This is a genomic window from Pseudomonas sp. GW821-FHT09D08 (genome assembly GCF_059416305.1).
The window spans coordinates 18,551-38,040 of record NZ_JBWKOX010000031.1 but is presented as its reverse complement, the minus strand read 5'-3'; the positions used below and the strand labels follow the sequence as shown (position 1 = coordinate 38,040).

Here is a 19,490-nt window from a genome sequence, read left to right as displayed (position 1 = left end):
GACTAGAACAGCAACCGCGAAAAATCGCAGCACGCCTGCGCCATCCGCGCCACGTCCTGGTTCAGGCCGAATTGCCGGTCCAGCCGGTGCAATGCCACATACTGGATACTCGGCAACTGCGGCTGTGTAATCAGCGCACGCAACGCCCCCTGCTCGATCAAGTGCGACAGACACGCCTTGGGCAAATAACTCACGCCGATCCCCGACAGCGCCAACCCCACCTGCACCAGCAGGTTATGGCTGGTGAGGGTGCGCGGCATCTGCACATTGTGCGCGGCCAGCCAACGCTCGTAGATCAGGCCGGTGCCCGACTGCGAACCCTGGGTCAGCACGGTGTAGTCGGCCAGCACTTCCAGGCTGACGGGGTCGGGATGGGGGATCAGGCCAGGCGCGCAGATCCAGGCGTTTTCCACGCTATGCAGGACGGTGCTGTGGAAGCGTGGGTCGCTGTAGACGTCCGGCACAATCACCAGGTCGAGCTGGTCGCTTTCCAGCTTGCGAAACAGTTCGCTGCTCAGTTCCACTGACGGTTCGATCTGCACCTTGGGGTAGGCCTGGCGCAACGCTTCCACCAGCCCCGGCAGCCAGGTCAAGGCGGTGAGTTCGGTGACGCCGAGGCGAAAACGGCGCACCAGCACCTCGCGGGCGCTGACCCGTTCGAGCAGTTGGTCGCGGCTGTTGAGCAGGTCGCGGGCATAGTCGAGCAGCTCACCGCCCTTCTCCGTCAGCCGGGCGTTGCGCTTGCTGCGGTCGAAAATCTCGACGTCGAAGGTGTCTTCCAGCTCCTGGATGCGCTTGGAGATGGCCGACTGAGACATGTTCAGCTTGTTTGCCGCCGCTTCGAAGCTGCCGAGTTCGGCGATCCAGTACAGCGCATCGATTTGCTTGAAGGTGATCATGGCGACCAACTCATGAGAAAAAGCGATGCTATCACATCATAAAATATCGCTAAAACTCTCCCGTCATCACTCCTAAGATCCGGCCATAGCCCATCGCTATCCAACAATTATGGAGATTTGCCATGTCCTTGCCCGGTTCACGCATCCTTCCCAACGCGCCCATGGCGCCGGCCGAACTGGTCGAGGCGTTTGCCCATGTCGTCACCCCGCATATCAGCGACAACCTCGGCCGTCATATCGGCGCCCGTGGCCTGACCCGCTACAACCGCAGCGGCAAGCTGGTGGGCACGGCGATCACGGTCAAGACCCGCCCCGGAGACAACCTGCTGATCTACAAGGCCATGACCCTGCTGCAACCCGGCCATGTGCTGGTGGTGGACGGCCAGGGCGACACCAACAACGCGGTGATCGGCGAGTTGATCAAGCTGTATGCCCAACAGCGCGGTTGCGTGGGGTTTGTGATCGACGGCGCGATTCGCGATGTCGCCAGCTTCGAGGACACCCCGTGCTACGCCCGCGCCGTGGTGCATACCGGCCCGTACAAGACCGGCCCCGGCGAAGTGAACGTGCCGGTGTCCATCGGCGGCATGGTGGTCAACCCCGGCGACCTGCTGGTGGGCGATGAAGACGGCCTGGTCGCGTTCTCCCAGGCCGATGCCGCCGAGGTACTGCGCCGCGCTGCACAACATGCCGAGCACGAAGAAGCGGTCAAGGCAGAGATCGCCAGCGGTGCGGTGCGCCAGAGCTGGATCGACAAGGCCCTCAACAACGCCGGCCTGGCGTGAAGGAGTCCGAGATGAGCACTGCATTTTTGTCGGACCGCGTCCTGGGCATCGCACCCTCCCCCAGCATCGCCGCCAACGCCCTGGTCACCGAGTTGCGCGCCCAGGGCCGCGACATCGTCAACTTCACCGTGGGCGAGCCGGACTTCGACACCCCGGCGCACATTCTCGAGGCCGCCAGCCTGGCGATGCACAGCGGTGACACCCATTACACGGCCACCACCGGCACCCTCGCGCTGCGCCAGGCCATCTGCCTGAAACTGCAGCGCGACAATGATCTGGTGTATGGCCTGGATGAAGTCGTTGCCGGCTGCGGCGGCAAGCACATCATTTATCACGCCCTGGCCGCCACCTTGAATCGCGGCGATGAAGTCATCGTGCACACGCCGTATTGGGTGTCGTACCCGGACATCGCGCGGCTCAACGACGCCACGCCGGTGATCATCCCGGGCGATGAACGCCTGGGTTTCAAGCTGTCGCCCGCCGCCCTCGAAGAGGCGATCACCCCACGCACCAAATGGGTGATCCTCAACAGCCCGAACAACCCCAGCGGCGCGGTCTACAGCGAAGCCGAGCTGCTGGCCCTGGCGCAGGTGTTGCGGGGTCATCCCCACGTGCTGGTCATGGCCGATGAGATCTACGAGCACTTCGTCTACGGCGACGCCCGGCATGTGCCGTTGACACGCCTGGCGCCCGACCTCAAGCCACGCACGCTGATCGTCAACGGCGCGTCCAAGGGTTATGCGATGACCGGTTGGCGCCTGGGTTTTGGTGCCGGGCCGGCGTGGTTGATCGCGGCCATCGCCAAGTTGCTGTCACAGACCACCACCTGCCCCAGCTCGTTGAGCCAGGCGGCAGCGGTGGCCGCGTTTGCGGGTGATCAGGCACCTATCGCCGCCATGCGCGGGGAATACCGGCAGCGTCGTGCACTGATGCTGGAGCGACTGGCTGGTATTCCAGGACTGGGCATCATCCCGCCCGATGGCGCGTTCTATGTGTTCGCCAACGTCAGCGGCCTGATGGGCAAGCTCACCCCCCAGGGTGATCGCCTCGACAGCGACACCCAACTGGTGGACTACCTGCTGCGCGACTACGGCCTGGCCACGGTCAGCGGCGCGGCCTACGGCATGTCGCCGTATGTGCGCCTGTCGTTCGCAAGCGCCCTGGACGTGATCGAAGAAGGGTGCCGTCGCCTCAAAGACGCATGCCACGACCTGCGCTGACGGCCACCCGTAACACCCGGCGACCAGCGGACGGCCGCCTTTTGACTGCCTAGAACAACAACTTAAAAATCATTGATCTCAAATGAGGCATTCCCATGCACACGCCCCGTATCGCGCTGGTCTGGCAAATCATGATCGGCTTGCTCGCCGGTATCGCCATTGGTGCCCTGCTGCACCGCTTTCCCGAATCCCGGCCGTGGCTGGTGGACAATCTCCTGCAACCGGCGGGCGATATCTTTATCAAGCTGATGAAAATGATCGTGGTGCCCATCGTGTTTGCCTGCATGGTGGTGGGCATTGCCGGCCACGGTGACGGCAAATCCCTGGGGCGTATCGGGGTGAAATCCCTTAGCTATTTTTTCTGCATCACCACCCTGGCGATCATCATCGGCCTGGTCATGGGCAACCTGCTCAAGCCCGGCGCCGGCACTGAACTGTCCAGCCTGCACGCGGCGAATATCACCCTGCCCACCAGCAACGGCGCCGGTCATAGCCTGGGGCAAATCATTGTCGGCATCATCCCCGACAACGTGGTCAACGCCATGGCCCAGGGCAGCCTGTTGTCGGTGCTGTTTTTTGCGGTGATGTTCGGCCTGGGCGTGGCGCGCCTGCCCGCCGAGCGCAAGGACCCGGTCATCGCGCTGTTGCGCGGCGTCAGCGACGCGATGTTCAAGGTCACCTCGATGATCATGGCCTACTCGCCCATCGGCGTGTTCGGCATGATCGCCGTGACCGTGGCCAACTTCGGCTTCAGCTCATTGCTGCCGCTGGCCAAGCTGATCATGGTCAGCTATGTGGCCATCGCCTTCTTCGTACTGGTGGTGCTCAACCTGGTGGCGCGCGTGTGCGGGATCAACCTGTTCGCGCTGATGCGCCATATCAAGGATGAACTGGTGCTGGCCTTCTCCACCGCCAGCTCGGCGGCGGTGATGCCGCAACTGATGAAAAAACTCGAAACCTACGGCGTGCCTCCTTCGCTGGTGAGCTTTGTGGTGCCGGTGGGTTACTCGTTCAACCTCGACGGCGCTTCCCTGTTCCTCGGCATCGGCACCCTGTTCGTCGCGCAGTTGTACGGCATCGACCTGAGCCTGGGCGATCAGGCCTTGCTGGTGGTGACCATGGTGCTCACCTCCAAGGGGGCTGCCGGAGTACCGGGATTCATGTTCGTGATCCTCTCGGCCACCCTGGCCAGCGCGGGTTTGCCGCTGGAAGGCATCGCGTTTATCGCCGGGGTGTATCGCTTGATGGAGATGCCGACCACCGCGCTGAATGTGCTGGGCAATGCCTTGGCGCCGTTGGTGATTGCCAAGTGGGAGGGGCGTGAGGGGCGGGCGGGGCATGAGTCGGGCGGCGACACTATTCCTTTGCACTGAAGAGAGGCCCAGTCGTTTCCTGATGATGTGTAGGATCTGCCTGATTCCCCCAATCCGGTTGGAACCAGCAGTATTTTTCCGCTAAATTCCCCCCAACGCATATGGGAAACCATGTGCCCACCTTCCGAGGCCCGTTGCGAGAAATCGCGCGGGCTTTCGTGTTTTTCACGGCTGGGGAAATCACATTTGGTGCAATACATTGCTTATCTGGATGAGTTTGGCCATGTAGGCCAGTACGTCTCACGAAAACACTCAATGTACAAAACCAGCCCTGTATTCGGGCTCGGCGGTATGCTGCTTCCCGCCAATGAAGTGCGTGAGTTCGCAATCTATTTCTACAAACTCAAATGTCAGTTACTTGCTTGGGATCTGGAGCACAAAAACCCTGAACACTTACCCGCCTATCATTGGGAAAAGAAAGGTTCTGCGCTTTTTACAGTGGCCAATGTAAGCAAATATAGGGAGCTGAGAAGGTCTTCGTTCCGTTTACTGAACCATATTCAGAAAATCGGTGGTACGTTTTTTACACGGGAGAACACAAACCTACTGAGCCCACGAAACACAACTCGACCGAAACATTCCAGCGGGTGTTGGTACAGTCCATCCGCAAGATTGATCGCTTCTGCACTTTAACAACGCCTCTTTCATCGTTCTGCTGGATGAACAAAAAGCAGGAAATGAATGGCGTGAAAGAAACGTTGAAGCGTGCACGCTGGCAATGTTTGAAGACGCTTCGGAGAAATGCCGCACATTAATTGAGCCGCCGCTTCAAGGTGAAAGCTATCTTTTTCAAACGTTACAGTGCGCTGACTGGCTGTGTGGACTGATTGGTCGGTTGACGACCTATGCCGTCGCGCCAGAAGAGTTCGACGACTGGGAGCTATTTGACACCTATTTCGCAACGCGCATCGCCAACGTTGCCCTACCTTGCAGCGGTTTGGATCATAAGAAAGCAGCAAAGGTTACAAAAGTAGTCGCTCAGTTATCAGCAAATGACTGTTAATCATTGGGTCCAATAAAGGCGCTCCGAAGAGCGCCTTTATTCATTCCAGCCTTACTGCTCGCTGATGGATTTCACCTCGGCCTTGGCTGCACCGCCAATCGCAATGCGCTTAGGCTTGGCTTCCTCCGGTACCACCCTGAGCAGGTCGATGCTCAGCAACCCGTTGGCGAGTTGTGCGCCCTGCACTTCAATGTGGTCGACCAGGCGGAACGACAAACGGAACGCGCGCTGGGCGATGCCCTGGTGCAGGTAGGTGATGCCCTCATCGTGTTCGCGCTTGCCGCCGGCGACGGTCAACACGCCTTTTTCCACCTGGATTTCCAGGTCATCCTCCACCAGGCCTGCCGCCGCGATGACGATCCGGTAGTGATCTTCACCGTGCTTTTCGACGTTGTGAGGTGGGTAGGTGGTACCGGCCTCGCTGCGAAGCGCCGATTCAAAAAGGTCGTTGAAGCGGTCAAAGCCGACGGAATGACGGAACAGTGGGGCCAACGAAAGAGTAGTAGCCATTGCAAAATCTCCTGAGTTTTCTCCAAGTGATTTGACACGCGACCCGTATTCGGCATCGCGTAAAACCTAAGTAGGTTCAGGGGGAAAAATTTCAAGCAGCCCCAGCAAAAAAATTTATCCGCTGCTGTGATCGCGTGCAGACAGGCTGACGCAATGAGCATCCCCCCAGGTCGAACAATCACTCAACGCCACATAGCGAAACGACAATTGTTGACTAGACTCATGGGCGCACCGCACTGGCTATGGGAATCGCTGCATGAGTGAAACAAACGCACGAGCGGGGATGTTTTCCAGCCCGTGGCGACATAGAGAGTTGTTGTTTTCCATGGTCCAGCGGGAAGTGATTGGGCGTTATCGAGGCTCCATCATGGGGCTGTTGTGGTCGTTCCTTAACCCGCTATTCATGTTGCTGGTCTACACCTTTGTGTTCAGCGTGATGTTCAAGCTGCGCTGGCCCGCAGGCGACGGTTCGCGCACCGAGTTCGCGCTGCTGGTGTTTGCCGGCCTGCTGGTGTTCAACGTGTTCGCCGAATGCGTGGGGCGTGCGCCGGGCCTGATCATCGCCAATGCCAACTACGTCAAGAAAGTCGTGTTCCCCCTCGAGATCCTGCCGTGGGTGGTGCTGGGCGCCGTGTTGTTCCACACCCTGGCCAGCCTGGTGATCTGGCTGGTCTTCCACTTGGTGTTTTTCGGCTGGCCGCCCCTGACCAGTGTGTTGCTGCCCCTGGTGTTATTGCCGCTGGCGCTCTTCACACTGGGAGTCACCTGGCTATTGGCAGCGCTGGGGGTTTACCTGCGTGATGTCGGCCAGGTGGTGGGCGTGCTGACCACGGCATTGATGTTTGTCTCGGCGATTTTTTACCCGACCAGCGCATTTCCGCCAGCCTACCAGGGCATCCTTCACCTCAACCCGCTTACCCTGGTGGTCGAACAGGCCCGGGACGTGCTGTTCTGGGGCGTGGTACCGGACCCTTTCACCTGGGCCTACGGCCTGCTGGTGGCCGGGGGTATCGCCTGGCTGGGGTTCACCTGGTTCCAGAAAACCCGCAAAGGATTTGCCGATGTGCTCTGACATCGCCGTACAAACGGCCCACCTGAGTAAGAGCTATCACATCTATGACACGCCCAGGGATCGCCTGTGGCAGCTGTTTTCTCGCGGCAAAAAGCAGTTCTATCGCGAGTTCTGGGCACTGCGGAATGTGTCGCTGCAACTGTGCAAGGGTGAAACGGTAGGGATCATCGGCCGCAACGGCAGCGGCAAATCGACGCTGCTGCAACTGATCTGCGGCACGCTCAGTGCCACCTCCGGCAGCATTGAGAGCCATGGCCGTGTGGCGGCGTTGCTGGAGCTGGGCTCGGGCTTCAATCACGATTTCACCGGGCGTGAAAACGTCTATATGAACGGTGCCGTATTGGGGCTCAGTCGCGCGGAGATCGATGCCCGTTTTGCCCAGATCACCGACTTTGCCAATATTGGCGACTTCATCGACCAACCCACCAAGACCTACTCGAGCGGCATGCTGGTGCGACTGGCCTTTGCCGTCGCGGTGTGCGTGGACCCCGACATCCTGATCGTCGATGAAGCCCTGGCAGTGGGCGACGCGTCCTTCCAGTTCAAGTGCCTCAATCGGCTGGAAGCACTCACCCAGCAAGGCACGACGCTGCTGTTCGTGTCCCATGACATGGGCATGGTCAAACGCTTTTGCAATCGGGTGATTTACCTGCGCGAAGGCCAGGTGCGCGCCAGTGGCTCTCCCGAAGAAATGGCCGAACTCTACCTGCTGGAGATGCGTGACGAACAGCGTCGCTGGGCCAGCGGCGGCGCGGTGGCGGTCGCCCCCAAGGCGTTCCTTGCCCAACAGGCTGGCATCGCCTTTGGCACCGATGAGGGGCATATCGTTGCGGCCTGCTTTACCAACACGGACAGCCTGTATTCAAGCTTTGTGTATGGCGAGACCATCCAGCTGCGCATCGAAACCCGGGTACGCGACAGCATCGAGCTGCCGACTCTCAGCGTGACGATCCAGGAAGCCCGCCTGCTGGTGATCGGCGGTGCCAACCTGCCGCTGCACCTGGAGGCAACGCACGACGGCTGGCGCAAGGCGACGCTCAACGTCCGATTCCCCGCCAACCTTGCGGCGGGCAAGTACCACATCACGCTGAAACTGATGAACGGCCACCTCGAAGAAACCGCGCAGCTCATCGAGAAGCAGGTCGCGCTGCTGGCGTTCGACACCTTGCCGGGCACCCGGGAATTCCTTGGGTTCGTCGATCTGGGAATAGAGGCCGGTCCTGCCCCTCACACGAGTGAACCGGGGGTGCTGCAATGAGCCGAGAGTGGCAGGTCGGGATCTTCGGCACATTCGATGTCGCCAACTATGGCGACTTGCTGTTTCCCATCCTCGCTGAGGCGGAATTGACCCGGCGCCTGGGCGCGATAACGCTGCACCGGTTTTCCTATCACGGGAAAACGCCGCCCGAATGGCCGTACGAGGTCACCTCGCTGACCCGTTTGCCGGACATCGTCGGTCAGTTGGATGGGGTGTTGATCGGCGGTGGTTTCATTGTGCGTTTCGACAAGCTGGTGGCCAGCGGTTATTACCCCCCGGATGCCGCCATTCACCACCCTACCGGCTACTGGCTGACACCCGCGCTGATTGCGCTGCAACATGGCATCCCATTGATCTGGAATGCACCGGGCATGCATTGCAATGACATCCCGTCGTGGGCCGCACCACTGGTACAACTGACCCTCGAACACAGCCCGCACATCAGGGTACGCGATGCGCTGTCCCAAGCGGCGCTGGCCCAATTGTCGCCGGCGGCCCAGGTCGAGGTGCTTCCCGACACGGCCTTTGGCCTGCCACGCCTGCTCGACCCTCAATCGCCTTCTGCCCCGTTCCTGGAGCTGTGCAGCAGCGCCGGCCTGACCCAACCCTATCTGGTGGTGCATGCAATGTGGGGGTTGGACAGCTTCCTGCAACTGTGGCGAACCCATGCCGGGCAGTTCGAGGACGTGCAACTGCTGCTGCTGCCCATAGGGCCGGTACTGGGCGATCACGAATCCGTACTGGGCGACGGCCTTGCGCGCTCGCGGCGCCTGCCCTTCTGGCCAGAGCCCCTGCTGCTGGCAGAACTGCTCGCCCATGCCGAAGGGGTGATCGGGCACAGCTATCACCTGGCGATCAGTGCACTGGCCTTTGGTGTGCCGATCTTCTGCTCGGCGGACCTGGGCACCGGCAAATACACCGCGCTGCCGAGCCATGGGCGAATATTCCAATTACGCCGAGACCAGCCGATTGATCCGCAGTGGTTTCGCGCACAGTTGGGCAAGCAGCCGGTATCCCAGGTGACCGCCGACGCGATGGTACAGATCGACGCACACTGGGACCGCGTGGCCGAGTTGATCCGCGAAGGTCGCAGGCCCACGCAGCCCGCGCTCAATCGCTACTGGCAAGCCTTGCCGGGTGTTCTCGAAGACCTGCACTCACACCTCGAAAGCCAGGCCGCCGAGCGGCAACACGAACGCGAGCAACATCAACAGGCACTGGAAACGCTGTACCGCTCCAACTCGTTCAAGCTGACGGCGCCGTTGCGCCATCTGCGCCGAACCCTGAACAAATGGCTGGGAGCCCTTCGACATGATTGACCTGAACAAACTGACGGCCCACCGCCTGCAGACCGTGCCTTTTTCCTGGGCGCAAATCGGTGCGCTCTACACCCCCGACGATGCCAAGGCGCTGGCCGAAACCTACCCGCACGACCACTTCAAGACGGTCTCCGGCTACGGCGGGGCCAAGGACTACGAATACGAGGCGCGGCAATTGATCGCCATGGGCAGCCACGAAGTGGTCAATCCACAAGCCTTGAGCCCGCAATGGCTGGCACTGGCCCATAGCCTCTGTTCGCCGCAGTACCGCCAGGCCATCTCCGCGCTGACCGGGGTGGACGTAACCAAGGTTCCCATGGAAGCCAACCTGTTCCACTACGGCCCCGGGGCCAACCTCGGGCCGCACCCAGACCTGGATGACAAACTGGTCACGCACATTTTGTACTTCAATCAGACCTGGGACCCTGCCGACGGCGGCTGCCTGCAGATCCTCGGCTCTGCCAGGCCCACCGATATCGTTGCGCAAGTGACGCCCGAGGTCGGCAACTCGGCGATTCTCGTGCGCGCCGACACTTCCTGGCATGCGGTTTCACGGGTGGTGGAGGGTTGCCGTTCTTCCAGGCGCAGCGTGACAGTGACGTTCTACCGCCCCGGCGCTACCAGCTCGATGTGGCCGGCCAACGACCCGACACCTCTGCACACTTACGGCGAACAGCACAACACCACGTTTTCGTGAAGGACCGCACCATGGACAAGGACAATCTGGCCACGCTGGAGCGCGAAAGTGCTCACGTGGAACGCGATGCGGCCATCAGGGAACGAGACGCGGCGCTGGCTTACATCGCCATGTTGAAAAATACCCGTTCGTGGCGGATCACCAAGCCCTTACGGGCGCTGCTGCATTGGTTGAGGTATCGGTCATCCCACACCGACGCCGACATCCCCGACTTTCTGCACGGGCAATATCTGCCGTTGCGCACGGCGTTGAAAAACCCGCTGTCGCCATCGGCGGATTTATCGCCACCAGAGGCGCGCTTCGACATTCTCTGCTTCGCCAATATCGACTGGGCCGCCCGCTTCCAGCGCCCCCAGCAGTTGATGAGCCAGTTCGCCCGTCACGGCTACCGCGTGTTCTACATCGTGCCCTCCCGCAGCGCCGAGCCTGGCCTGGCTTACAGCACCTTGGAAGTGGCGCCCGGGGTATTCGAGGTGACATTGCAGCGCGACGAGTTCGTGGACTGCTACACCCAGCGCATGTCGGAAAAACACCTGCAAACCTACGCCAAGGCAATTGATGCGCTGGCCAAGGATTGGCGCATAAAAACCGCAGTCAGTGTGGTGCACCTGGCGTTCTGGGCTGCGCTCGCGCATCGCTTGCGCGACGCCCACGGCTGGAAAATCCAGTACGACTGCATGGATGACTGGGTGGGCTTTCCGGGGATCGGCGAGACGTTGCTGGAGGAAGAACACACCCTGGTCCGAGACGCCGACCTGGTGACGGTCACCGCCGCGCTGCTGCAGGAAAAATGGGCCGCGATGAGCCGCAATTGCCTGTTGCTGCGCAATGGCGTGGATGTCGAGTTCTTCGAGCAAAATTGTGTGCCCAACCCCTTGATGGCGGAGATCGAGCGGCCGCTGATCGGCTTCTACGGAGCCCTGGCCGAATGGGTCGATTTGCCCTTGATCGCGAGCATCGCCCGGCTGCGGCCGGACTGGAACGTTGTGTTGATCGGTGACATTTTCGTCAAGGACCTGGCCGGTCTGGACCGCCTGCCCAATGTGCATTTACTCGGCAGGAAGCCCTATGCACAGATGCCGTTGTACCTCTACCACTTCAATGTCTGCCTGATCCCGTTTCGCCTGTATAACGTGACCCATGCGGTCGACCCGGTGAAGTTCTACGAATTCATCAGCGCAGGTAAACCGGTGGTGTCGGTGCCGCTGGAAGAAATGCAGATCTACGCGGATTTCGTGTATTTCGCCAGCGAACCGCAGGCCTTTATCGAGCAGATCGAGCGCGCCCTGAACGAAACCGATACCCAGGCCGCTACCCGGCGCGTGGCACTCGCCAGCGCCAATGACTGGCGCCACCGCTTCGACGCCAACCTCAGTGCGCTGAAGTCCTTGCACCCGAAAGTGTCGATCGTGATCGTTACCTACAACAACGTCGAACTGACCCAGGGCTGTATCCAAAGTCTGTTGCGCAACACCACGTACCCCGATTACGAGCTGATCATTGTCGACAATGCGTCCTCGGACGACACGCGCAACTACCTGCGTTACCTGGGGCGCACCCAAGCAAACGTCACCCTGGTGCTCAATGACCGCAACCTGGGCTTCGCCGCCGCGAATAACCAGGGGCTGCGCCTGGCGACCGGGGAATACCTGGTGCTGCTCAACAACGATACCGTGGTGCCCAAGGGCTGGGTCGATCCGTTGCTGCGCCACCTGCAAGACCCGCAGATCGGCCTGGTCGGCCCGATGACCAACTCGGTAGGCAACGAAGCGAAAGTGCTCGTCGACTACGTCGGCCTCGAACACATGGAAGCCTTCGCCGATCAGCACGTCGCGCGGCATCGTGGGCGCAGCTTCGATATCAGCATGCTCGCCATGTTCTGCGTGGCCATGCGCCGCGAGGTGCTGGAACGCATCGGTTGGCTGGATGAGGCGTTCGGCATCGGCATGTTCGAAGACGATGACTATAGCCGGCGCATCCAGGCGGCCGGCCTGAGGACCGTGTGCGCCGAGGATGCCTTCATCCACCACTACGGGCAGGCGTCCTTCAAGAAGCTGATCGCCAGCGGCGAGTATCAAGCGCTGTGGGACAAGAACCAGGCGTACTTTGAAAGCAAATGGGGCACATGGACGCGCCCTGAACCGCAGCGCAAATCGGGTACCCCTTGACCAACCAAAGGAAGACACCGTGCTCAAGCGAATCATGAACAAACTCAACGGTAAGCGCGAAGGGATCGGCGCCGACAAGCAAGTCACGGCGGATCACTGGTCAGAAAACATGGCCGGCTCCGACGCCTTTTCTGCGGATGTCTATTGGCTGGCGGTACCGACCGTGCAACGCCGTCATCAGCATAAGGCAACGGCGGGCAGCGGCCATCCGGGCTGGGTGCAGTACTGCCTGAAGGAGTTTCTCGGCAACCCGGCGCCAGGCACACGGATGCTGAGCATCGGCTGCGGCACCGGCACCCTGGAGCGCGAACTCTACAGGCTCAAGGCGTTCGAGCACTGTGACGGCGTGGATATAGCGCCTGCCGCCCTCGAGGTGGCCAGAGCCGAAGCGCTGGCGATGGGCGCGTCGACGATCCATTACGCCCTGTGTGATATCGAACGCACTGACCTGCCGGCCAATCACTACGACGCGGTCTGGTTCAATGGCTCACTGCACCATATTCGCGAGCTGGAAGTGGTCTGCCAGCGGGTTCGCCATAGCCTTAAGCCTGGGGGCTGGCTGTTTTTCAATGAATATGTCGGGGCCAATCACTTTGCCTTTGATGCCCAGCAACGCGCGGCCATCAGCCATGCGTTCGGCTTGATTCCCGAGCATTTGCGCCGCTCATTCGTGAAGGGTTCATACGGCCAGGTTCAACAGGTCGTGCCACTGCCCGACCCCGCCGAGGTGGTGAAAGTCGACCCGTCGGAAGCCGTGCGTTCGGCAGATATCCTGCAGGTGGTACAGGAGCACTTTGATGTGCGTGCGCTGAACCTCTGCGGCGGTTCGCTGCTGCAGTTTCTGCTGCACGGTATCGCCGGCAACTTCACCGCGGACAACCCGCAGTCCCTCAGGGTACTGCAGATGTTGTTCGACATCGAAGACGGGCTGATCGAGTCGGGCACGTTGAAAAGCGACTTTGTGGTGGTCGCCGCATCGCCGAGAACGTCCTGATGAGGTCGCCCCGCCCATGCTGATCGAGCGGCGCCCGTCTGGCCGGCAGCGCTGGCGCGCGGTGTATCACCAGTTGCCGTTGCCGGCCAGCGCGAAAAAACTCCTGGCAGTCATCTACCGACGTGCACTGCTGCCCGCTGTGCGCGCACTGCGCGGCGTCCTGCAACCGATGGAAACCTTCGCCAGCCCATCGTCGGCGCCTCAGCCACAACAGGCCGGTCTGGCGGATTACATTATCTGGGGGGCTATCGATTGGGATTTGCGCCACCAGCGCCCGCAACAACTGGCCCAGGCGCTGAGCGCCACCGGGCGGCGGGTCATCTACGTCTCGGCCTCGTTGATACACGCCCCCCAGGCCGGCTTTGAACTCGAGTCGCTGGACCAGACCCAGCGGTTGTTCCAGGTCAAGCTGTTTGCCCGGGGTGCACCGCTGATCTACGCCGCAGCGCCTGACGCCACACAGGTTCGGCAGCTGTGCGGCAGTATTGGCGAGGTACTCCTATGGGCCGGCTCCGCCCGGGTGATTTCACTGGTGCAGCACCCTTTCTGGTGTGACATTGCCGGTGAATTACCCAACAGTCGATTGATCTACGATTGCATGGACCATCATCAAGGCTTCGGCGACAACGCCCCGGGTATCCTGCACCTGGAGCAACGGCTGGTGCGCAACGCCGACGTTCGGCTGTTCACCTCCGACTGGCTGGCCGAGCAATGGCCGGCCCAGGCCAATGAAACCCGCGCGATCCTGCGCAATGCCGCCGACTTTACCCGGTTCTGCACCCCACCTGCCTCGATCTACCGGGATCGCTTGCAACGCGTGGTGATTGGCTACTACGGCGCCATTGCACACTGGTTCGACCAGGCGCTCGTGGCCCGCATCGCCGAGGCGTTTCCACAGCATGTGGTGCTGCTGATCGGCGCCGATACGGTGGGCGCGCAGGCGCAATTGCGTGGCTATGCGAACATAGAATTCATCGGCGAAGTGCCCTATGCCACCCTGCCCTACTACCTGCATGGCTTCGATGTGGGCATTGTGCCGTTTCATATCACGGCACTGACGCTCGCCACCAACCCGGTCAAGGTCTACGAATACCTGAGTGCCGGAAAACCGGTGGTCTCAGTCGACCTGCCAGAGATGCAGCAATTCGGCTCGCAGGTTCAGGTTGGCCGCGACGGCCCGGCGTTCATTGCCGCGATCACGCGGGCATTGCTGCCAGCGACGACCGAACAGATTGCCCAGCGTCAGGCATTCGCTGCCCGACAAACCTGGACACACCGCGCCGATACGCTCATCACCCTGGCCGAACGCCGCGACCACGCGGCACGCATCAGCGTGATCGTCGTGACCTACAACAACCTGGCGCTGACGCGGGCGTGCCTGGACAGCCTCGAGCACGACAGCGAGGGGCCTGAACTGGAAATCATCGTGGTGGACAACGCGTCCAGTGACGGCACCGCTGAATTTCTCTCGCAATGGGCGGCCGGCAGCGGCCAGACGATCGTACTCAACACCGACAATCGCGGTTTCGCCGCCGCGAACAACCAGGGCCTGGCGATCGCCAACGGTGAGTACCTGGTGCTGCTCAATAACGACACGCAGGTCACCAGCGGCTGGGCGAGTACCTTACGCCGGCATCTACAACGCAATCCCGAGCTTGGCCTGATTGGCCCGGTGACCAACAACATCGGTAACCAGGCCAGGATCGACATCGACTACGCCGACCTCGCAGGCATGCCACAAGCGGCTCGGCGCTTTACCTGCCGCCACCTTGGCGAGGTGGTCCGGCTGCCGACCCTGGCGTTCTTCTGCGTGATGATGCCGCGCAGCACCTACACGCGAATCGGCCCGCTCGACGAAGTCTACGGCCGTGGTTTCTTCGAGGATGACGACTACTGCCGACGGGTCGAACACGCGGTCCTGGTGAACGCCTGCGCCCGCGATGTGTTTATCCATCACCAGCTTTCGGCATCGTTCGCGCTCATGAACCGGGCTGAACGCCAAGCACTGTTCGAGCGCAACAAGGCGATCTATGAAGCCAAGTGGGGCCCGTGGGTGCCCCATGAACATGAGTAACTAAAGCTGGTCGTCTTGTGACAATAAAAATCCCCTGGGCGCGAAGCCAAGATCCCGGGCAGCCTCGGTATGCTCGAACACCAGGTCCTGGTTCATGCGCTGCGCCATCGCCGCCGACCAATGGCGGTAGCGCGGCAGCATTCGCAACAGCAACAGGGTCATCCGGAACCCCCAGAGCGGCACCGTGAGTAAACGCGGGCGGCGGTTCTGCGCCGTGAATACGCGGGTGACCATCTCCCGATAGGGCAGCGTTTCTGCACCGCTGAGGTTGTAGGCATGACGGCACACCTGGGGTGCCTGCAACGCACGCACGCAGGCGCTCGCCACATCCTCGGCATGCACGGGTTGACGCAGTCCCATCGCGCCGCCCAACAGCGGAAAAAAGCCGAAGCGGCGAATAAAACGCGCAATCTCGGTGATGTTTTTGTCGCGGCCCTGGTCGTAGATCAAGGTCGGGCGCAGGATGCACCAGTGCACCCCATGGTCCTGCGCCCATTGCTCAACACGTGCTTCGGCGTCGCCCAGCAGGCTGGCGAGACGCCGCTCTGCGGGGTCGACGGAGTGGCTTTTGCTCCACCGACTGGTCGAAGACAAAACCACGACTTTGCGCGCGCCACAGGCCTGCAACAACCCAAAATGCTGCTGCAGCGCCCAAATCGGTGCCACACAGATCCAGTAGGGAATGGACTCGGCATACTCGCTTACACCCGGTTCAGGAAGCTGTTGCCAACTGACCGTGTCACTGTCACGCCCGTACTGTGGCTGCCGTGAAAAAGCGACGACCTTAAACTGTTCGCGCGCAAGCACCGCAAGCAGGCAGTGGCCTACCAGGCTGCTGGCCCCCAGCACACCGACCGTGACCTCAGACATACCCACGGTTCTCATTCTGGTACGCCAGGCTGCCGGCGCACGAGCCGCTGTCCACCAGAATCACGTGTAGAACGCCTTCCCCGAGGGCCGACGCCACGCACTCGCCGATCAGCTTGCCGACGTTGTACTTAACGACGCTTACGTCGCAGCTATGGATGAAGCGTGGCAGCATCAAAACGCGCCTCCCATGAGTGTTGCAATGCAAATGCACGGGCTTTGTCCGCATTGCGCTCACACTGCAAGGCGGCCTCGGCCAGCCCGGCAATATCGCTGTGCGAGTGACTGATAAAAACACCCGGCAGCCCTGAACGGCCATGCATCTCGCCGAAGTCAGTCGAGATCACCGGCAATGCCAAGCCACGGTATTCGTAGTACTTGATCGGATCGACCGACGCGGTGAGCCGGGTCTTTTTGAAAGGAATCAACCCAACGTCGAACTCGGCCATGGCGGCCAACGCGGCGCCATGATTACCGGCGGGCAACACCACCACATTGCTCGGCAAGTGCCCGGGCGCGGCGCCGAAGATCGGCCCCATCAAACGAATCTCATCGTTGGGCCTGGCTTCAGCCAAAGCCGCCACCCAGACCCAGTCAAACCAGGCGGCCAGGGTGCCCACGTAACCAAAAACCTTTCCACTCGATGACATCGGCGCCGGCTTTACGGCAGAGATCGCCGCCAAGTCCAGGCCGTTCAGCACCAGACACACCTCGTTGCGATAACGCCGCCACTGTGCGTCGAGCACGGAACTCGACGTCCAGATGACGTCCACGCGCTGGGCAATCAGCCGCTCACGGTGCGCCAGGGCCGACCGCGAGAGACCGGTATAAAACGCCGGGAAATCGTCCATCGCGTCATACAAGGACGCGCAGTGACGAAGCCGCTGCAACAACAGATGTGCCAGGACCGAGGGCTTGCCGACCACGAGCAAGGCTGGGGAGGCGTGAGTGAATTGATCAATCCGCCTCAATGCGTGACGCCAGCAAAACCGGTTCACCCAGCCCGAGCCAGGTAGAGGTTCTATCGGTAGACCGCCAGGCTTGATCAACGTGAGCCATGGCGGCGTGCCACTGGATGGACTGGTTTGCGCGCAGGGCGCAGCCGCCTTGAGATCGCTCCACCTGGGCAGCCGCGTGGGATAAGGATCGACCCACAGCACCGACGCCCCTGTGCGGCTGTGCACCCAATCGACAAACTTGTGCGGCCGCTGGGCGAAGCTGTGCCAGGGCAACGGCGAGAGAAATACCAGGCGCGTCAAGAAAAGTGCTCGTGCAGGACCTTCACGATACGCCCGGCAGCCTGCCCATCGCCGTAGGGCGAAACACCTCGCACCATGCCACGGTAGGCCGATTCATCGTCAAGCAGGCGCTGTGCCTGCTCGATGATGCGTTCATAGTTGGCGCCCACCAGCTTGACGCTGCCCTGCTCCACCGCCTCAGGGCGCTCGGTTTCATCACGCATGACCAGCACCGGCTTACCCAGCGCCGGCGCCTCTTCCTGGACACCTCCTGAGTCGGTCAGGATGAAATACGCAGCTTTCATGGCGGCAATGAACGCCGCGTAACCCAGCGGCGCGCACAGCCTGAAATTCGGCATGCCTGCCAGGCACGCCTGGGCGACGTCCTGGATCTTCGGGTTCGGGTGCACAGGGTAAAGAAACTGAACCTCAGGATTGTTCTCGGCAAGGGTGCGCAACGCTCGGCAGATGTCGAGAAACGGCGCGCCAAAATGCTCCCTACGATGGACCGTCACCAGCACCAGGCGCTTGCTCGGATCCAGATCAAGGCCGATTTCCACCTCACTGGCGGCTGTCATGAGCAGGGCATCGATCACCGTGTTGCCCGTGACGAAAACATCCGCACTGGCTACATCCTCTTTGAGCAGGTTTTGCCTAGCGCTTTGCGTCGGCGCGAAGTGCCAGCGCACTAATTTACTGGTAAGGACCCGGTTGGCTTCCTCGGGGAATGGATGCTGCAGATCCCACGTGCGCAGGCCGGCTTCAATATGCCCTACCGGTATGCGCCGGTAAAAGCAGGCCAGGGCACTGGCCATCACGGTCGTGGTATCGCCTTGCACCAGAACAGCATCGGGCCGCTCTTCGAGCAGGACAACATCCAACTTGAGCAATAACTGCCCGGTCAGAGTGGCCAAGGCCTGATTGGGTCGCATGACGTCCAGGTCGATGTCGGGCTCGATGCCGAAAAACGCCAGGACCTGATCCAGCATACCGCGATGTTGTGCCGTGGCGACGACGCGCACATCGGCCCAACGTTGTTGTTTCAAGGCCAGAATGACTGGGGCCATTTTGATAGCTTCGGGACGTGTCCCGACCACGCAAAGGATTTTTTTTTCCGACACGTCAAGCCTATTTCCCTATCCGATAAGTGGCTGAAACGCTCAGGCGTTCAAGGCCCACGCTCACGCACATTCCGCTGTGCTGTTTTGGTGTTGTGGTGGTTTAAATGCGGACTGCCGGACATCGAGATGTGCCATGCCGAGACAGGTTCGTTCCGGCTTTCAACACCGATACCGCAGCATAGACACAGACTGCAATACCTGCACGGTGGATGGACTAAAGGACGATCTGGTCCTGAGGAATTCCCGCAAATCTACGCGAGAGAATGAGCGCACCGGTTCATGCCTGCTGCGGTTGCTCTGGAAATGACGTGACCGACCTGTCGTTCGAGCCTGAAGGCCGGCCAGACACAGTGCATAACAGGCCAGCGTGGCTATCGGTTTTTTTGGACGCGTATGTGAAAACGTCTGTTCAGGCCTGGCTGATATCCAGCAATCGAGGCATGGCGATCGCCAGATAGTCCTGCGTATCGAGCACCATCGACGCATCCAGCCGCCCCGCGTTGAAGGCTATTTCGGCGTAGCCTGTGGTCAAGGCCGGATCGACGATCAATTGAATCCGCTCGTCGAAAACAAACGGAGGGATGGCGCCGATCCGGCACCCGGTCAGTTCCATGGCGGTTTCGGCCTTCACCAGCTCGGCTTTTTTCCCGCCCAGGGCCGCTCCGACTTTCTTCATGTCCAGCTTCTGGTCGCCCGGCAGTATCACCAGCGCATAGGGGCCGGCCTGGCCCTTGAGGGCGCAAAGCATGGCCTTCGCGCCTTGGCCGGGCTCGGTGCCACGGATTTCGGCGACGCGCGCCGACTGGCCCTCGGCATCGTGCATCAACACCCGGTAAGAGGCTGAGCGGGCATCGAGTAATGCCACGAGGCGATCGAACATGGGATGCATGGA

At 61.0% G+C, this 19,490-nt stretch carries 19 protein-coding genes; 12 read left to right on the top strand and 7 right to left on the bottom strand.

The annotated features are described in order from the left end of the window. Positions 1 to 2: 2 nt before the first annotated feature. Positions 3 to 899, bottom strand: a complete 897-nt coding sequence (locus AC07OP_RS29910) for a LysR family transcriptional regulator (RefSeq protein ID WP_495103088.1) — start codon at positions 897 to 899, stop codon at positions 3 to 5. A gap of 122 nt (positions 900 to 1,021) precedes the next feature. Here AC07OP_RS29910 and AC07OP_RS29905 point away from each other — a divergent pair, with 122 nt between their 5' ends. From AC07OP_RS29905 to AC07OP_RS29885, 5 genes are all read left to right on the top strand, one after another. After that, entirely contained in the window at positions 1,022 to 1,684 is a 663-nt protein-coding gene (locus tag AC07OP_RS29905; RefSeq protein ID WP_495103089.1) for an RraA family protein, read from the top strand. 11 nt (positions 1,685 to 1,695) lie between these two features. Then, positions 1,696 to 2,904 carry a pyridoxal phosphate-dependent aminotransferase gene (locus AC07OP_RS29900; RefSeq protein WP_495103090.1) on the top strand — a complete coding sequence of 403 codons (1,209 nt, stop codon included), beginning with the start codon at positions 1,696 to 1,698 and terminating at the stop codon, positions 2,902 to 2,904. A gap of 95 nt (positions 2,905 to 2,999) precedes the next feature. Continuing rightward, positions 3,000 to 4,277 (top strand): cation:dicarboxylate symporter family transporter, encoded by a 1,278-nt coding sequence (locus AC07OP_RS29895; RefSeq protein WP_146476687.1) that lies wholly within the window; start codon positions 3,000 to 3,002, stop codon positions 4,275 to 4,277. A gap of 111 nt (positions 4,278 to 4,388) precedes the next feature. After that, positions 4,389 to 4,910: a DUF3800 domain-containing protein gene (locus tag AC07OP_RS29890; protein WP_495109926.1), complete on the top strand. Its 522-nt coding sequence runs from the start codon at positions 4,389 to 4,391 to the stop codon at positions 4,908 to 4,910. A gap of 85 nt (positions 4,911 to 4,995) precedes the next feature. Beyond that, complete coding sequence (locus AC07OP_RS29885) at positions 4,996 to 5,280, top strand: hypothetical protein (protein ID WP_495103092.1); 285 nt, start codon at positions 4,996 to 4,998, stop codon at positions 5,278 to 5,280. Between the two features lie 51 nt (positions 5,281 to 5,331). Here the strand turns inward: AC07OP_RS29885 and AC07OP_RS29880 are convergent, their stop codons facing one another. Continuing rightward, a complete protein-coding gene (locus tag AC07OP_RS29880) occupies positions 5,332 to 5,790 on the bottom strand; it encodes an Hsp20 family protein (protein ID WP_027603994.1) in 459 nt (152 codons plus the stop codon). Positions 5,791 to 6,046: 256 nt separating this feature from the next. Between AC07OP_RS29880 and AC07OP_RS29875 the strand changes: the two genes are divergently transcribed. From AC07OP_RS29875 to AC07OP_RS29845, 7 genes are read left to right on the top strand one after another with little or no spacing between them, the layout of a single operon-like run. After that, complete coding sequence (locus AC07OP_RS29875; RefSeq protein WP_495103093.1) at positions 6,047 to 6,862, top strand: ABC transporter permease; 816 nt, start codon at positions 6,047 to 6,049, stop codon at positions 6,860 to 6,862. Beyond that, positions 6,852 to 8,120 carry an ABC transporter ATP-binding protein gene (locus AC07OP_RS29870; RefSeq protein WP_495103094.1) on the top strand — a complete coding sequence of 423 codons (1,269 nt, stop codon included), beginning with the start codon at positions 6,852 to 6,854 and terminating at the stop codon, positions 8,118 to 8,120. Before AC07OP_RS29875 ends, AC07OP_RS29870 begins: the two co-directional genes overlap by 11 nt. Beyond that, positions 8,117 to 9,439: a polysaccharide pyruvyl transferase family protein gene (locus AC07OP_RS29865; RefSeq protein ID WP_495103095.1), complete on the top strand. Its 1,323-nt coding sequence runs from the start codon at positions 8,117 to 8,119 to the stop codon at positions 9,437 to 9,439. Before AC07OP_RS29870 ends, AC07OP_RS29865 begins: the two co-directional genes overlap by 4 nt. Continuing rightward, on the top strand, positions 9,432 to 10,136 hold the full coding sequence (locus AC07OP_RS29860; protein ID WP_115486849.1) for a 2OG-Fe(II) oxygenase family protein: 705 nt from the start codon (positions 9,432 to 9,434) through the stop codon (positions 10,134 to 10,136). The genes AC07OP_RS29865 and AC07OP_RS29860 overlap by 8 nt, the downstream gene beginning before the upstream one ends. A gap of 11 nt (positions 10,137 to 10,147) precedes the next feature. Then, the gene (locus AC07OP_RS29855; RefSeq protein ID WP_495103096.1) at positions 10,148 to 12,304 is read left to right on the top strand and encodes a glycosyltransferase; all 2,157 of its coding nucleotides are present in this window, start codon (positions 10,148 to 10,150) and stop codon (positions 12,302 to 12,304) included. Between the two features lie 19 nt (positions 12,305 to 12,323). Further along, positions 12,324 to 13,298, top strand: coding sequence for a class I SAM-dependent methyltransferase (locus AC07OP_RS29850; protein WP_495103097.1), 975 nt, complete (start codon positions 12,324 to 12,326; stop codon positions 13,296 to 13,298). A gap of 16 nt (positions 13,299 to 13,314) precedes the next feature. After that, positions 13,315 to 15,372 (top strand): glycosyltransferase, encoded by a 2,058-nt coding sequence (locus AC07OP_RS29845; RefSeq protein WP_495103098.1) that lies wholly within the window; start codon positions 13,315 to 13,317, stop codon positions 15,370 to 15,372. Here AC07OP_RS29845 and AC07OP_RS29840 read toward each other — a convergent pair whose 3' ends face one another. The 5 genes from AC07OP_RS29840 to AC07OP_RS29820 form a co-directional block, all read right to left on the bottom strand. Next, positions 15,373 to 16,242: an SDR family oxidoreductase gene (locus tag AC07OP_RS29840; RefSeq protein ID WP_495103099.1), complete on the bottom strand. Its 870-nt coding sequence runs from the start codon at positions 16,240 to 16,242 to the stop codon at positions 15,373 to 15,375. Next, the gene (locus AC07OP_RS29835; protein ID WP_495103100.1) at positions 16,235 to 16,414 is read right to left on the bottom strand and encodes a hypothetical protein; all 180 of its coding nucleotides are present in this window, start codon (positions 16,412 to 16,414) and stop codon (positions 16,235 to 16,237) included. Before AC07OP_RS29835 ends, AC07OP_RS29840 begins: the two co-directional genes overlap by 8 nt. Then, the gene (locus AC07OP_RS29830; RefSeq protein ID WP_193603552.1) at positions 16,392 to 17,498 is read right to left on the bottom strand and encodes a glycosyltransferase family protein; all 1,107 of its coding nucleotides are present in this window, start codon (positions 17,496 to 17,498) and stop codon (positions 16,392 to 16,394) included. Before AC07OP_RS29830 ends, AC07OP_RS29835 begins: the two co-directional genes overlap by 23 nt. Next, positions 17,495 to 18,598 (bottom strand): non-hydrolyzing UDP-N-acetylglucosamine 2-epimerase, encoded by a 1,104-nt coding sequence (wecB, locus tag AC07OP_RS29825; protein ID WP_264674954.1) that lies wholly within the window; start codon positions 18,596 to 18,598, stop codon positions 17,495 to 17,497. The genes AC07OP_RS29830 and wecB overlap by 4 nt, the downstream gene beginning before the upstream one ends. A 409-nt stretch (positions 18,599 to 19,007) precedes the next feature. Next, positions 19,008 to 19,487, bottom strand: coding sequence for a YbaK/prolyl-tRNA synthetase associated domain-containing protein (locus tag AC07OP_RS29820; RefSeq protein ID WP_027603983.1), 480 nt, complete (start codon positions 19,485 to 19,487; stop codon positions 19,008 to 19,010). Positions 19,488 to 19,490 lie beyond the last annotated feature (3 nt).